This is a genomic window from Pseudoxanthomonas sp. UTMC 1351 (assembly GCF_040948865.1).
Lineage (GTDB): Bacteria > Pseudomonadota > Gammaproteobacteria > Xanthomonadales > Xanthomonadaceae > Pseudoxanthomonas_A.
The window spans coordinates 1-13,506 of sequence record NZ_JAVGJT010000048.1; the positions used below are offsets into that span (position 1 = coordinate 1).

The window sequence follows — 13,506 nt, forward strand, 5'->3', positions numbered from 1 at the left end:
TTTGAAAAGCGCCATTGATCGCCTACCATCCCTGACCCTTGACTCACCTCACATCCATGAGATGGGGCCGCTCCTCCTTGCCCAACGCGGACCTGTCTATTCCTCATCCACCTCGGAGCCTGAATTCTTAGCCACACATAACGATGGCACCCCTCGGATTTGTTTCGTCTCACGGAGTAGCGAAATCCGAGAACCTAGCCGACTGACGGGCTATGTCTTGCCGAGAAGTGGCTATAGCACACTCGCCGTGGTGAACTCGCCGTTCAGTCGCGGGAGCGAACAACTGCTGATGCTTGATGCTGATACCAGCTCCCTGAGCGTATATTGCCCCAGTGACGACGCTCTCAGTAGCCTTCCGCTCGCTGCGCTTGGTCCCCATGATTGCGCGTCCATCTCTGCAGATGGGCGATTCGTGTCTGTAATCTACTATGACTTTGATGACGTGGCTCGCCTAGTGGTGTTTGATCGACATGAGGGCAAGCCAGTGACTGACGAGCCAGTGGATAACAGCAGCAGGTCGGTCACCGTAGATTCAAGCGGTGTTGCCGTTGTGGCTGAGTACGTCTGGGGGACGCAAATATGCCCGAACGGAGGCATGAAACGCTCCGCTTGTCTCAGTGTGGCGAACAGCATCTATACGCTCAGCCACGACGAGCGGCACATTATTCGCTCTGGCGATCAAAGATGTGATCTCGTGCTGGAAAGTCGCGACCACAGCCACCAGATAACGCTAAAGCATCCCCATCGGCCGCCGAACGAGTTTGTGAGGGGCATCGCCTTTTCACCCGCGAATGCGATGGCTGCGCTCACATATTCCGACCATTCGGTTGCTATTTTTAAGTTGGTCGGAAATGAGAGCGACGAACTTCTGCCCAGTGTTCATCTGCAGCTTCCAGTGATCCGATACGAAACCTCGACCGCCGTCTCTTTCGAGAAGGACGGAACGGAACTTCTCATGACGTTTACCGACTGGGCGTCGGCGGGCACCACTGAGGGTTCATTCACCGCCACGACGATGTCCTTGCCTCTCGTTGAGTGATTAGTCGCACGCCTTGAGTGGACTCACCCGGATGGCCACGGAATTGCCTGCGATATCGCCGATCCCGGTGACGACGTTCCTGGTCACCGCAGGGAAGTTGGCCGCCGTGGTGGCGAAACGCGGGGTCGTGCCCTGGCTGCGGAAGGCGTAGTTCGCCACGTTCGCCGTGCCTGGTCCGCTGAGCGTGAAGATGCCGCTATTGGCCGGGCCGGGGGAGAGCTCGACAACCGTCCCTGCGGATCCGTCACTGATCTTGCGTAGCCCGGCCCATACCGTGACCTGGTTGGTGCCGGTGAAGTCGATGCTTCCCGAGACGCCGGACGCCGAGAATCCGTTGAACACGATAGACCGCAGCCCACCGGCATCATTCAATGCGGCATTGGTCAGCGTCAGATCATTACCGTGGCCCGACTTGTCACGCATCAGCCTCACAGGCTGGCCCGACGCTGTAACCGGTACGGTGCCGGCGGCGTCCTGGAACAACGTGGACAGATCGCTCGGGTCGTACCAAGCTCCCGGCTCACCGTTCTCGAACAGTTGCGCAGGATCGAAGCCGGCAGGGCCTGATCGCGGCACTTGCAGCCCGAACGCGACGCCAATGCCGCAACCAATGGCAGGCATCAGGCGTATCCCAGCAAATCCGTGGCGGTAGTTCCTGTGGTCCGGACCCGTGTCACACAGATGGGGTAGTAGGCGCCCGCCACCACATTGCGCTGGACGGCCGGCAGGCCTGTTCCCGCGCTGATGAATCGCAGGTCGCCACTTCCCCCGATGTAGATCCCGGTGGTCACGTACTGCAAGTCGACGGTATCGCTCGGGTCGAAGTTGAACTGGATGCGCGCCGGCCCGAACGGGCTCGGCGCATAGTTCGAGTAAGGGTTTTCCGCGGGCATGGTGTTCTCCTAACGAATCCGCCCGGCCGCACGTTCGCGGTCCAGGCAGTCGGCGGTTTCAGCTCGCTTGATCACTTCCGCGGTAGCCACGCCTTGCCAGCCACGGGCATAGGCGGCCCACTGGGTCCAGATCGTGGTCACGGGAATGTCGGGCTCAGGCTCAGCGGGCACTCGGGAACTGCAATCGATGCGCGGCGGCTCGGTAGGCGCGATTGCCTTCTTCGAACTCGCGCAGGAGGTCAGCGTCCACGGGCTCAACGCCAGCAGCATCAACAGCAACGGGACTCGCATGTTTTTCAATCCTTTGGACCGACTGCTGAGTGGCAGCTCGGTTCGTGATGACGACGGCGTCTATCTGCTTGCGCGTGGTGGTGGCATTCTCAGCACCGGCATTGGCACTGCCGGCGTTGGCCTGCGCTTGCCCGGCGGCGGCGGTTGCGCTGACCGCCTTTTCTTTCCAGCTGCCGCTGCGCCAGGATTGAAGCCCGAGCGCCAACAGAAGCACGACGCCGATAACGAGCACGATGGCCGCCAGCGTCAGGGCGAGGATCTGCCGCGCGGTCTTTACCGGACTCGCGGGCAACATCATCGTTGGCCCGTCCATGCCGACACAGACCGATGTCAGAACTCGGCCAGTAGGTACATCGCCACCCCGGCTTCGAACATCACATCCGACAACGTGGGCAACATGCCGGCCAGCGGCTCGATCAAATAGCCGAACGCACCCACGACCACGAGGTAGTAGGCAGCCAGGCGCCCCAAGCTTGGCTTTTCTTCATTCCTGACGCGGCGCATCTTGTCCATGGCCAGGCCGACGATGGCGAGGCAGGTCACCGAATGACAAACCACCAGCAACAGCTGCGGTACGCTCATGCGTCTTCTCCTACGCGCTTGGACAGCATCTTCTTGCCCAAAGGAATGATGTTCATCGCCATCAGCCCCAGGCAGAACGCCACGCCGTAGCTGAAGTTCTCCAGGCCAATTAGATGCGCCACCATCTCGGTGCAGAACAGTGACGTGCAAAACCCAGCGAGGACGGCGAGGAACATCTGTGGCCGCGTCAGGCCGGTGATAAAGATCGGCGAGAGGGCCGCACCCATAAAGCCGGCCAGCGCCATCCATACTTTGGCCGCGCCAAACTTGGCGACCAAACCCGCCAGAAAACCGGTAGCTGTCGGTTCCATGACTACCTCGCAACGGCCGGCACGATGCCGCGCTGGACACACCAGGCAGGTACATCGAAACACGGACACGCTTTGGCGACGCGGGGGAAATCCCGGTGCCCGCGAATACCCGCGGCTGGCCAGCGCGTGCGCAGCTGAAGCAAGAGTGTCTGCAGCGCGTCGTACTGAGCCTCTGAATACGTGGCCGCCGGCTTACCGTCGGTGCCGATTCCGCCAATGAGGCAGATCCCAACGGTGTGAACGTTGTGGCCGCTGACATGAGCGCCCTTCCGCTCCAGCGGGCGGCCCGTTTCCACCACGCCGTCCAGGCCGATGACGTAGTGATAGCCGATGCAGTCGAATCCGCGCTCTTTGTGCCAGCGGTCGATGTCGGCCGCGCGAAACGGCTTACTGGCCTGTGTGGCGCTGCAATGCACCGCCAGATGATCGATACGGCGCATGAAGGCTCCAAAACAAAAAGCCCCCGCCGTTTCCGACGAGGGCAAAGAGGACAAGAACATTAAGGAGGGAAGGTCACCGCCGCTGGATAGGCGTTTCCACGATGCTCACAGGGGAAATTGCTGCATCGGTACTTCAGCCGGCCCCTGTCGCTTCACAGCGAGCATCCTGGGTTTTCGTGCGGCGGTCGACCTAGTGACAGGTTGCGACTTTCCCGTGCGCCGAACAACCGGCAAAGCGGAAAAGAAGACGTTTCCCAACGCATATAGGAAACAGCTACTCGGCGATACAAATGAAAAACCCCGCGCTTGGCGGGGCTTCGGTCGCAACTCTTCGACGATGATATTTATACGCCTAAAAGTGCGCCACGTCAATGGCGCACCCCATTTCATGCGGGCCTTGTGCTCATACGAATTTCCGTTTGCGCGAAATGTTCAGATACCGATCAGGCTTTCTGCCGGGATGCCTAAGTTTCGGTGCAGAGCCCGGATCATGTTCAAAGAGAGCTCGCGCTTTCCGCTGAGCACTTCGTATACCCGGTTCGGCTGCCCGATCGAGGGAACGAGGTCCTTCACGGTGAGACCGCCTTGCTCCATGCGGAATCGAATAGCCTCCACCGGACCAGGCGCCTCAATCGGGAAGTGCCTGGCCTCGTATACCTCCACCAGCGTCGAAAGCACCTCCAAGCGCGCGCCGTCCTCGCTATCCAGTTCGGGATCGAGGTCAACGAGACGCGAGACTTCCTGCAGTGCGTCTTTGTAGTCCTTTTCGGTACGGATCGGATTGATGTTCATGTGTGCTCCACGGTTGCTGCATCCACCTTGTCGTATTCGGCGTGAGTGCCGATAAACTTGATGTAGACGACGCCCACCTTGTAAGCGACAGCTACGATCAGCCGGTAGTCATTGCCCTTGATGTTGAACACTACACGGTTACTGCCCACGAAGCTGGCGCTGGCGTACCGTGCTTTGATGTCGTGGGACGTTGCCCAGCTGGCTGCCTTCGCTTCGTCGTACCACGCCTTGAGGGGCTGTTCGGCATCGGAATGTGATGTCCAGAAGGTGCGGAGGCTGCTCAGGGCGACTACTCTCATGGGTCACATGATAGTCCCATATTGGGACTTGCGCAACCCATACCCTACGAAGCTCGCTTGAGGACCCCACCCAAGGCCGAAGCAGCCGCAGCTTCAGCATCACGCACTTTGATCAGCAGAAACTCGTAGCAAAGCCGCCAAGAACGCCGATATGTCGAATCCGACACGCCCAAGCTGCCAGCTCGCGCCCGATCCGACACCGGGACGGTGCCCGCACCCTCACACGTCTGGCAAACCACTACCAGTTGGTCCTTTGTCGTTTGCTTATGCCCACAGCATGCGGGGCAATGATGCGGATAGGCGATTTCGGTCAGCGCCGCCCGCGCCATCGCCGGCAACAACTCCGGCATGCTGTCCGGCCAGCAACGTGCCTGAGCCGCGTCCGCCCGATGCTGAGCGCGTTGGACCGCTTCCTCCTGCGCGGGTGTGGCGCTACCGCTCCATCCAAGACAGGCTTGGGCAATCTTCAGGTCGGTTTGCGAGTCCACGAGCTGCAGCCGCTGCCGTCGCCATTCCGCAAACATGCTCTCGCGCACATAGGCCATCAATCGCTCACCACTATGGACCTCCGACCACCAGCACGCGATGAGCACTTCGCGCCCTAGTCCGGCCGGGATGAGCGCCAGCGCTGCAGCAACGTCCTGAGCCGTCAGCTCTGGCCTTCCGCCGCCCTTGCCCACATCAAACCGAACGTTGGTCGGGTTATCGCCAAAGCTGCTGGTCCACGTGTGGCCGAACAGCCCGACCATGCGCAGCCAGATGTAATCAGCCAGCGAGGCGGACGGCTTCGCCTGGAATGGCGTCGCCAGGGTCGCCGGCGTCGTGGTGCTGGGCGTTGAAGACGTTCTGAGCGACGCGCTCTGCAGCGCTGAGCTTGCAGCCTGGTGGACGTGCTGCATGGGATTCTCCAGAAGTTGAAGGGCGATCAGCGGTGTTGCGGGTCAGCCACGCGGCCTCAAATCCTTGCCAGTTGCGAGCGCAGCATTTCGCGAGGCAGTCATCGACGGTGAAACCCATCGCGGCCGCCTCGTGCAGCTCACGGCCGAAGGTTGTCAGCACCGTGGCGGTGACGTCGGCATGGCGTTTGCGCCGCATGTGCAGCCAGTCGGCGAGTACCTGGGGGGGATGGCTCAGGCGGCCACGATGAAAAATCCAGATCAACAGCAGGCGGCGCGTTGGCGCGCTGCTTATGTTTTTTCTTCTTAGGTTCTATTACTGGTTTAATTACTGGTTTATGTGAACGTAGTTCACTACCAAATGGGGGTCGTTGATCGGCGCCTTCGCCTGCTCCTGAATGCCGAATTGCAGGTCCAGCATGTACTGATTCGGCAGCTTCAAGTTCCCCTTCGCCCGGTGCAGAACGCGGATATACCCTGCGTCAGCCAAGCGTACGATTTGGTCCATGACGGAACGCCGCGTCAACCCGCAGTCCTCTGCCATTGACATTGCTGTTAAGCAGCGCCTGGCTCATGCCCATTCGCGGAGCCAATGACGCACTTCCGCCCGGATAGCTGCGTACTGTTTCGTAGGCGGTGTCTTCAACGTTCAACGATGGAGCTCCGAAACGTGGTGCTCATGTATGGGCGCGGTCAGAATGACTAGGTCACCACACACAATAACGATAGGAATTGACTGAAAACAAGGCGGAAATGTCTCTGCGCCCGGAAAAGAAGATGCTCCGTGGTAGGTTCCTGAAGTCCCAACCACGGACAAACCTTCAACAACAAACCACGGAGCAGAAACATGGATCTACGAGATGAGCTCAAGGCAATTCGTGCTCAGCTATCTCTACTGGCGGGCCCTGGCACATCGCCGATTGAATTTGAGGCGCCGACCGACCGAATCCGCATACTTGAGGATGCTGTTGGCGACGTTTTCTATTGCCCCCAGCCCAACTGCAGACGAATGTCGTTTGCGCGCAGGAACTCGCGATGGCACGGACCCGGATCATTTCTCTGCACTTGCTGCGGTTATGAATCCAGCAGGGTTCAAGGTGTCTGACCTTTTCAAGCAGCGACAGCTGTAGATCTCTTCCGACCGATCTCGTATGGCATCGGTCACAACCCGCCCAAAATCCCAGGGCAGGCTTTCGGCACGAAGGACGTAGCTGCCGGGTTCGCCGGTGCGGGCGCACGGGAACAGTCCAGTCGGCCGGCGCATCTGGAAAGATACAATCTCGCGCAACTTCACCGACGAGCTGGCCAAGCTCAAGATCGACTGGGGTGATCGCGAACCTCCAACCTTTCACGAGATCCGCAGTCTCGCCGAGCGGCTCTACGACAAGCAGGGCGGCATTAAGACTCAGGACCTGCTAGGGCACAAGGATCCGCGCAGCACCGCGCTGTACCACGACGCTCGCGGGAGCGAGTGGATACGCGTGGAAGTGGGCACCTGACGCCGGTCTCCGATGCATCTGAAGACTGATTCTTCAGAGACCCTATTGAGTCGGGCCGTGCGCTCCGGTCAAGGACAGCTCTTCGAGCCCGCTTTGCATTGTGGATTCCGCAGGCAAGTTCTTTGTCGCAGCAGGTTGCGCGTACTGCAGAGTCTTGCGAGCTTGGCTGCGCCGCACCGGCTTGGACTGCCCATCTCGGGTGACGGAGGAATGCAGCGTCCCGTCGAACAACTTTGGGTTGGTGGATACCGGACCCTCGTAGGCGGATAGGTCTACATCCTTGAAGCCAGCCTTACCTAGTGCATTGGTGATCTTCCGTGCCGTAGATGTCTTGCTCTCATCTTCGGGTTGACAGGCGCCGTGACAACACAAAAGCCGGATGTCCCGGTACTTGGCACTCAGTCCCGCCGCCTTTAGTTGTTCGGCTAACTCAGCGGGAGAGATCCTTTTAAACTTCCCACCGCTGTCCTTGTAATACATACCATTACCACCATCGCTTCCATGACCAACGATGTAGAGCTTGGTGGAGTCCGGGCACAGCGACTCAATGACCTTCACCACCTCATTGTTGAGAATGCGGACGTTTTCAGACTTGACTGCCTGCGCGAGCCAGCATGACATTTCGCTCAACCCCTCGCTGCGCTTTTTTGACCTTCCCCTAGAGACTTTTACAGTGGATACGCCAGCGTCATTTAAGACGTCCTTGTTTTCTTCGAGGTATTGCGTCATCGAGCGTTGAAACGCTATGGCGTCATCCTTGTTCATTACGATGACCGGATAGGGTTCCTTCCCGTTGGAAAGACGCGCCGCCGCGTCCCCCATAATTATTCCGGGAGTATCTACTCCTACTTTAGGGATCAGGATATATCCTTGTTTCTGTGCAGGCGCAGCATAGTCGCCTGCGACATCTGCAACTGGCTCGTTCACCGCATTGTTCACTTGGGCGCGTTGCGACACTTTGTCCGCGTACTCGTACGTATGAGGCACAGACCTTCCCCCTTTGCGATGCTGATTTACTAATAACGGTGATCGCTGTTGCAATACCATCTGTCGAAAAGCGTGTGCATCGCTGACGGTACGGCATCAGATTGGTACCGCATCAGTACGGACGTCCCGACGTCCCCCCGGTTTTGAGTAGCGCGCCGATTTGGAGTCCAATTCCCCGAGAGAAGGAGATTGGACGTGAAGAAGCGCTTTACCGAAGAACAGATCATCGGCTTCCTGCGTGAGGCGGAAGCTGGGTTGCCGGTCAAGGAACTGTGCCGCCGGCACGGCTTTAGCGAAGCTTCGTACTACTTGTGGCGAAGCAAGTTCGGCGGCATGAACGTGTCCGAGGCCAAGCGGCTGAAGGACCTGGAGACGGAGAATGCCCGTCTGAAGAAGCTGCTGGCTGAGCAGGTGCTGGAGAACGAGGTCATCAAGGATGTGCTGAGAAAAAAGTGGTGAGCGCACCGGCCCGGCGGGTGAACCGCCCCGGGAATCGCGGAGGCTGTTTGGTTTAAGTCATGCCGCCATCGCGGCGGCTTGACTGGCGAGTTGCCGATAGTAGTTTGCCTCGGCCTCTGCGGGCGGTATATAGCCAATAGGTTCGAGCAAGCGTTGGTTGTTGAACCAGGACACCCATTCCAGCGTGGCCAGTTCCACGGCTTCACGAGTCTTCCATGGGCCGCGGCGGTGGATTACCTCGGCCTTGTACAGGCCGTTGATCGTCTCGGCCAGTGCGTTGTCGTAGGAATCGCCCACACTGCCCACCGACGGCTCCACGCCCGTCTCAGCCAGGCGCTCGCTGTAACGGATGCTGACGTATTGAGAACCGCGATCAGAATGATGGATCAGAGCGCTGTCGCGCTCTGGCTGTCGGGCGTACAGCGCCTGCTCCAAGGCATCCAGGACGAAGTCCGTGGTCATCAATGGACTCGCGCGCCAACCCACGATGCGTCGGGCAAAGACATCCACGATGAAGGCCACGTACAACCAGCCCTGCCAAGTCGAGACATAGGTGAAGTCCGATACCCACAGCTGATTGGGACGCTCGGCCCGGAACTGCCGGTTCACCTTGTCCCGTGGGCACGGCGCCTTGTTGTTGCTGATGGTGGTTCGCACCACCTTGCCACGCCTGACCCCACGCAGTCCGAGCCTGCGCATCAGCCGCTCGACCGTGCAGCGTGCCACCGCGTCTCCTTCACGGTTCATCTGCTTCCAGATCTTGTCGGCACCGTAGACCTGCAGGTTCGCATCCCAGACCGCTTCGATCTTCGGCATCAACTCACCATCGCGGTGCGCCCTGACGCTGAGCAAGGACGAATCGCGCCGTCGCGCCGCATGCCGACGATAGGCTGACGGGGCAATCTGCAGGACATTGCAGATCGGCTCGACCCCGAACCGGTCACGGTGCGCCTCCACCAGCGCGTACATCACTTCAGTCGGCGGCCGAGCTCCGCCTGGGCGAAAAACGCGCTGGCTACCCTGAGGATCTCATTGGCCCGGCGCAGTTCCTTGACCTCGCGCTCAAGCTCCTTCACACGCTGCGCTTCGGCCGTACTGACTCCCGGGCGGGCTCCGGCATCAACCTCCGCACGCTTGACCCAATCCAGTAATGTCTGCGGCACGCAACCCACCTTCGGTGCAATCGACGCGATCGCGGCCCACAGCGATGGGACTCCCCACGGTGTTCCTGCACCATCCGTACTGCGCGCTCACGCAGCTCGGGGGAGAACTTCTTGGACTTGTTCATGGCTTCATCTTCTCAAGGGTTGAAGCCTCCGCAAAATCCGGGGCGGTTCACTTCGAGCTTCGCCTTGACCTCTGCGAGTGAATCGCCCTGCGCACCCAGACCAAGGTCTAGGCAGTAGGCCGCCCAAAGCCCATCCGAAAACTCGGCAAAGCACCGCAACCGTCGTTTTTGCATGACACACCTCTGGCGTTGTTGTGGCGACGCACCTGTCGCGAGCCACTGCGAACGTGGCTTAGCAATGTGGAACACTACGTCCGGGTCGCGCCCACCGCAATAAGATGTTTGCACCGGTTTCGGAGGGATTTTGGAAAGGTTTTGGAGCGAGCAGTAAAATTACTTAACTATCAACCACTTGGAATGCTTGCGGTCTGCTGCCCAGGCACACCATAATGACCTTCATTTTTCCCTTTGAATTCATGCTGTTAGATGCGATTTTCGACTATCGAGAAACGAGCAAAAACGTAGCGATACGTAATAATAGGATCAAACACTTAGGGGCCTATTTTGGAGAGCGTTCCGACAGCGGTCGAGTAGATCCTCTCCTGCCTGGCGACACTCGGTCCGGACCCCCAATGGTGTATCTGATCGTCGCGTAGCGCCCGGATTACGGTGGCCCCCACCTCTCAAGTCACCGAGGTATCGGATACAGATGGTTCGCCCTCAGAACGCAGATATTTCGCCTTGCCGGATGTCGCGTCCATCCCTATGGCTCTCCCGCAGCTATGTCGTCGGATTCTCCCCCGATAAGTCCGCTGTTCCCCTGCAGCTCGCGGCATCGCTACCCTGCAAGACTGCCTGGTCGTGGTCCGGATTGAGAAACGGACGGAAGGCCCCACCACACCCTCCCGTGTCGGGGCCTTACTTTTTGTAGATCCACTCCCTTCGCGCCGCACCTTTTCCCTCCCGATGCTGCCGGGATCGAGTTGTCAATCAGCCGCCGGTGCGGGCAGCGACAGCTTGTCCCAGGACACCATATCCCGTACAGGAGCAGCCAAGTCCGACGCTTCCTTTTTTTCGTGGAGGCGGATGAACAGCGCATTGCCACCGCTTATGAAAGAAACCGAGTCCACCACGAACCGCGTGCCGCGCTGTACGAGGATTTCATGTTGGTCGGCGTAGATTCCCGCCAAATCTGCACCTGACTTCAAACCGTCGATCTGGTAGTAAATCTGCGGGTTATCGGCAGTCGGCGCGCCCATCAGGTCCTTCACCAGACCAAGTGATGAAGTTGTCGACAAGAACCCCCTGCCCGTGGCCACGTCACCTGGGGAGATGCGGCTGTACACCTCAGCCAGCGGCAGTTCTGATCGCGCCACCCGAAAGACCGGCATTTTCTGCGGCATCGCCACCTTGTCGATGAAAGTCTCAAGCTTCGCGACGTTGCGGGCAATGCTCCGCTCCAGGGGCTGGCCTTCGTTTCGGTGCGCCTCAAGGGCGTTGTTGACCTCATGCGCCGCACCCAGGACATAAGAATCCACTGCGGATCTCTCCTGCGCGGTCACACCCTGCTTCTGGTAGAGCTGCTGCAGCTTCTTGTCGACGCCCACCAGCACCTGTGCTTCCGGAGCTGTGCGTTCAAACGCCATCGCAGCAGCGAAGTGTTCTTTGACCTTGCCATGGCACTTGTAGTTGCGGGCCGCGTCAAATTCAACCTTCGTCGCGTGCTCGCCCGATGGCCTGGTTTCGCTACGATGAGTAGCAGTCGCCTCCTGCGGGCTCACGCTATTGGCAAACACATTGCGCACCGCCGCGAAAGCGGCCTGGAACGCTGAGCCAATACTGGCAAAGATATTGTGCACAGCTGCAGAGGCGCGGGTGCGCCCCGGATCGGGGGCGTTCGTGGCCCCTTGGAAATCGGCCCTAAAGGCCGAGCCGGAAGCGGCGAAGGAGGCAGCAGTGGATGCTGCTGCGGGCGAAGCGGGGGAGGCGGTAATCAACATGTTCGTTACTCCGAGCGCAGAGCCGCACTGCGCCGACTCATCATCAAGGAGTATCGCGCGATACGCCGGCCCCGTCTGGAGGAAGAATGCCAACCCCCTAGAAGAATATTCGCCTTCGGAACGTTTCTGTCCCACGGGGAACCGTAGCGCTGGAGGTAAGCCAGGGCGGATTGGATTGCAGTTTGAGTTCCCCCATCTACTAGCTATAAACGCCGCCTGATCTATTGCCCAGCAATGGAGAGCTCACGGTGCTGTTGCTTTGTCGAGTAGATCCGCTCCCTCCGCGCCACCGACGCCCCAGCCCCGAGCATGTACCGAATCGGCACCGTCTTGCCGTCGAACCGATCGAACAGCCGCCGCATGTCCGGATGGTCGCCGATGGTGAGGATCGCACTACCTTTGAGCCAGCCGTCGTGTTGGCTAGCGCCTCGTACTGCTCCAGCCCGAAGGCTTGGCCATTGCCTTCGACTTTCCAGTACGGCGGATCCAGGAAGAACAGCGTGCCCGGCCGGTCGTAGCGAGCGATGCTCTGCTGCTAGGCAAGTGCTCGATCACCACCATGTGCAAGCGCAAGTGTGCGGCGCTGAGATCCTAGCGCGCCAGATGTAAGAACCACGCCCCCTACTATCTAGGCCACATTACGCCCGCCTGCTAGATTGATAGGAACGAACTTTTCAGCAGGAAGTAAAGACTTGACGATGCCAATTCGGTTGCCCAGGCTCTCTTCAGTAGTAGGCTTGAAGTGACCGCTGTTATTGTCCCACGACAGCAGAGCCCCGCCGCCTTGGGTTGGATTCTCATCTTCGTGGAAGTACAGATGACCAGCTAACATCACCGGTTTTGCAGCATTAGCCCGTCGCTGGTCGGCAGGCACTTGGGGATCAGACAAACCGCTTTCTTTGTAGGCCAGGGATGAATGGCCATAGTTGATAGGGCCATTTGCCCTTTCACGCAAATCTTTCCTCATCCATATTTCATCTTGCTCAAAGCAAAGAATGTCCAAAGGGGCTTCGCTCAAAACAACAAATGTGAATTTTCCAGCCGGGATCTTCGGTGAAAGCTCTGGATCCAATGGTAAAAGAATATAAGAATCCCATCGAATCCTTTCCAGCATGTAGATGACATCTATTGGCAATTTGAGCTGCGGGTATGCCTTGTTGGCAATGCTTCTTAGCCCACTTCTTTCGCGAACGACTTTGTCGATTTTTCCGAGCGTGCCGGGTTCGAAAGCAGCTCTCCCCTCCGCTTCTTTCGGCTTAGTGGAGATTCGCTGGCGCGACTTTTCCGCGAGCGCATAGTCGTGCGGCATGAGCGACCTCCGACTCGAAAGTGAGCGTCAATCTGGAACACCAGGCTGGAACTTTGCCAGTACGTACTTCAATCCTGGCCGGTTCCAGTGTGAATAGCAACCCGGCTCCGCCGGCGAAGGCCTCGACATAGCAGGCGTGGGGCGTCGCCTCGATCAGCGGCAGGATGTGGGGCAGCAGGCGCGTCTTGCCGCCTGGCCAGGCGAACAGGGTTTTGGTGTTAGGCATCGGATTCTCGGGGTTTGGCGCGACAATTCTTGCGACTGTTTTTCTACCCATATCGTCCTCACAGTGCCGGCGGCATACACAGCGATGACCTTGGTGTAGCCACCGGCGCGAGCTACTGAGTGAACGACCTACGCGGGTTTTGGACGATTCCGCACGGCGGTAGGGAAAATCCACGGCAACATCAGGAGCGTTCCTCAGCACCACAACGGTGTGCTGACGTGCTTTCGCGGACGTCCATTGGCTAGGCTACGATCT

At 59.0% G+C, this 13,506-nt stretch carries 19 protein-coding genes, 2 pseudogenes and 1 other annotated feature; of the genes and pseudogenes, 3 read left to right on the forward strand and 18 right to left on the reverse strand.

Translation table 11 applies throughout. The features are described 5' to 3' along the window. Positions 1 to 412 precede the first annotated feature (412 nt). A complete protein-coding gene (locus AB6O04_RS20020) occupies positions 413 to 1,039 on the forward strand; it encodes a hypothetical protein (RefSeq protein ID WP_368566174.1) in 627 nt (208 codons plus the stop codon). On the opposite strand, the gene AB6O04_RS20025 is transcribed toward AB6O04_RS20020, so the two are convergent. The 13 genes from AB6O04_RS20025 to AB6O04_RS20085 form a co-directional block, all read right to left on the reverse strand. After that, the gene (locus AB6O04_RS20025; RefSeq protein ID WP_368566175.1) at positions 1,040 to 1,660 is read right to left on the reverse strand and encodes a hypothetical protein; all 621 of its coding nucleotides are present in this window, start codon (positions 1,658 to 1,660) and stop codon (positions 1,040 to 1,042) included. Next, positions 1,660 to 1,932 carry a hypothetical protein gene (locus AB6O04_RS20030; protein WP_368566176.1) on the reverse strand — a complete coding sequence of 91 codons (273 nt, stop codon included), beginning with the start codon at positions 1,930 to 1,932 and terminating at the stop codon, positions 1,660 to 1,662. The genes AB6O04_RS20025 and AB6O04_RS20030 overlap by 1 nt, the downstream gene beginning before the upstream one ends. A 9-nt stretch (positions 1,933 to 1,941) precedes the next feature. Beyond that, positions 1,942 to 2,073 (reverse strand): hypothetical protein, encoded by a 132-nt coding sequence (locus AB6O04_RS20035; RefSeq protein WP_368566177.1) that lies wholly within the window; start codon positions 2,071 to 2,073, stop codon positions 1,942 to 1,944. A gap of 19 nt (positions 2,074 to 2,092) precedes the next feature. After that, a complete protein-coding gene (locus tag AB6O04_RS20040; protein ID WP_368566178.1) occupies positions 2,093 to 2,521 on the reverse strand; it encodes a hypothetical protein in 429 nt (142 codons plus the stop codon). Between the two features lie 32 nt (positions 2,522 to 2,553). Further along, the gene (locus AB6O04_RS20045; RefSeq protein ID WP_368566179.1) at positions 2,554 to 2,805 is read right to left on the reverse strand and encodes a hypothetical protein; all 252 of its coding nucleotides are present in this window, start codon (positions 2,803 to 2,805) and stop codon (positions 2,554 to 2,556) included. Next, positions 2,802 to 3,116: a hypothetical protein gene (locus AB6O04_RS20050; RefSeq protein WP_368566180.1), complete on the reverse strand. Its 315-nt coding sequence runs from the start codon at positions 3,114 to 3,116 to the stop codon at positions 2,802 to 2,804. The genes AB6O04_RS20045 and AB6O04_RS20050 overlap by 4 nt, the downstream gene beginning before the upstream one ends. Before the next feature lie 2 nt (positions 3,117 to 3,118). Beyond that, on the reverse strand, positions 3,119 to 3,556 hold the full coding sequence (locus tag AB6O04_RS20055) for an N-acetylmuramoyl-L-alanine amidase (protein ID WP_368566181.1): 438 nt from the start codon (positions 3,554 to 3,556) through the stop codon (positions 3,119 to 3,121). Between the two features lie 432 nt (positions 3,557 to 3,988). Further along, on the reverse strand, positions 3,989 to 4,348 hold the full coding sequence (locus AB6O04_RS20060) for a type II toxin-antitoxin system HigA family antitoxin (protein WP_368566183.1): 360 nt from the start codon (positions 4,346 to 4,348) through the stop codon (positions 3,989 to 3,991). Next, the gene (locus AB6O04_RS20065; RefSeq protein ID WP_368566184.1) at positions 4,345 to 4,647 is read right to left on the reverse strand and encodes a type II toxin-antitoxin system HigB family toxin; all 303 of its coding nucleotides are present in this window, start codon (positions 4,645 to 4,647) and stop codon (positions 4,345 to 4,347) included. The genes AB6O04_RS20060 and AB6O04_RS20065 overlap by 4 nt, the downstream gene beginning before the upstream one ends. A gap of 44 nt (positions 4,648 to 4,691) precedes the next feature. Further along, positions 4,692 to 5,396 carry a hypothetical protein gene (locus AB6O04_RS20070; RefSeq protein WP_368566185.1) on the reverse strand — a complete coding sequence of 235 codons (705 nt, stop codon included), beginning with the start codon at positions 5,394 to 5,396 and terminating at the stop codon, positions 4,692 to 4,694. Between the two features lie 16 nt (positions 5,397 to 5,412). Next, positions 5,413 to 5,808, reverse strand: coding sequence for a hypothetical protein (locus AB6O04_RS20075; protein ID WP_368566187.1), 396 nt, complete (start codon positions 5,806 to 5,808; stop codon positions 5,413 to 5,415). Positions 5,809 to 5,871: 63 nt separating this feature from the next. Next, positions 5,872 to 6,051 (reverse strand): hypothetical protein, encoded by a 180-nt coding sequence (locus tag AB6O04_RS20080; protein ID WP_368566188.1) that lies wholly within the window; start codon positions 6,049 to 6,051, stop codon positions 5,872 to 5,874. Beyond that, positions 6,026 to 6,196 (reverse strand): phage regulatory CII family protein, encoded by a 171-nt coding sequence (locus AB6O04_RS20085; protein WP_368566189.1) that lies wholly within the window; start codon positions 6,194 to 6,196, stop codon positions 6,026 to 6,028. Before AB6O04_RS20085 ends, AB6O04_RS20080 begins: the two co-directional genes overlap by 26 nt. Positions 6,197 to 6,769: 573 nt before the next feature. On the opposite strand from AB6O04_RS20085, the gene AB6O04_RS20090 reads away from it, so the two are divergent. Then, positions 6,770 to 7,042 (forward strand): tyrosine-type recombinase/integrase, encoded by a 273-nt coding sequence (locus tag AB6O04_RS20090; protein ID WP_368566190.1) that lies wholly within the window; start codon positions 6,770 to 6,772, stop codon positions 7,040 to 7,042. Positions 7,043 to 7,084: 42 nt separating this feature from the next. On the opposite strand, the gene AB6O04_RS20095 is transcribed toward AB6O04_RS20090, so the two are convergent. Then, on the reverse strand, positions 7,085 to 7,981 hold the full coding sequence (locus AB6O04_RS20095; RefSeq protein WP_368566191.1) for a C80 family cysteine peptidase: 897 nt from the start codon (positions 7,979 to 7,981) through the stop codon (positions 7,085 to 7,087). Between the two features lie 243 nt (positions 7,982 to 8,224). Between AB6O04_RS20095 and AB6O04_RS20100 the strand changes: the two are divergent. After that, positions 8,225 to 8,482: pseudogene (locus AB6O04_RS20100) on the forward strand (transposase); the annotation flags it as partial. Between the two features lie 63 nt (positions 8,483 to 8,545). On the opposite strand, the pseudogene AB6O04_RS20105 reads toward AB6O04_RS20100, so the two are convergent. The 4 genes and pseudogenes from AB6O04_RS20105 to AB6O04_RS20120 form a co-directional block, all read right to left on the reverse strand. After that, positions 8,546 to 9,776: pseudogene (locus AB6O04_RS20105) on the reverse strand (IS3 family transposase). After that, positions 9,383 to 9,499: a sequence feature (AL1L pseudoknot), on the reverse strand. It overlaps the preceding pseudogene by 117 nt. 926 nt (positions 9,777 to 10,702) lie before the next feature. Continuing rightward, positions 10,703 to 11,716, reverse strand: a complete 1,014-nt coding sequence (locus AB6O04_RS20110) for an ADP-ribosyltransferase (RefSeq protein ID WP_368566193.1) — start codon at positions 11,714 to 11,716, stop codon at positions 10,703 to 10,705. A gap of 628 nt (positions 11,717 to 12,344) precedes the next feature. Continuing rightward, complete coding sequence (locus AB6O04_RS20115; RefSeq protein ID WP_368566194.1) at positions 12,345 to 13,025, reverse strand: hypothetical protein; 681 nt, start codon at positions 13,023 to 13,025, stop codon at positions 12,345 to 12,347. After that, positions 12,973 to 13,251 (reverse strand): DNA adenine methylase, encoded by a 279-nt coding sequence (locus tag AB6O04_RS20120; RefSeq protein WP_368566195.1) that lies wholly within the window; start codon positions 13,249 to 13,251, stop codon positions 12,973 to 12,975. Before AB6O04_RS20120 ends, AB6O04_RS20115 begins: the two co-directional genes overlap by 53 nt. Positions 13,252 to 13,506 lie beyond the last annotated feature (255 nt).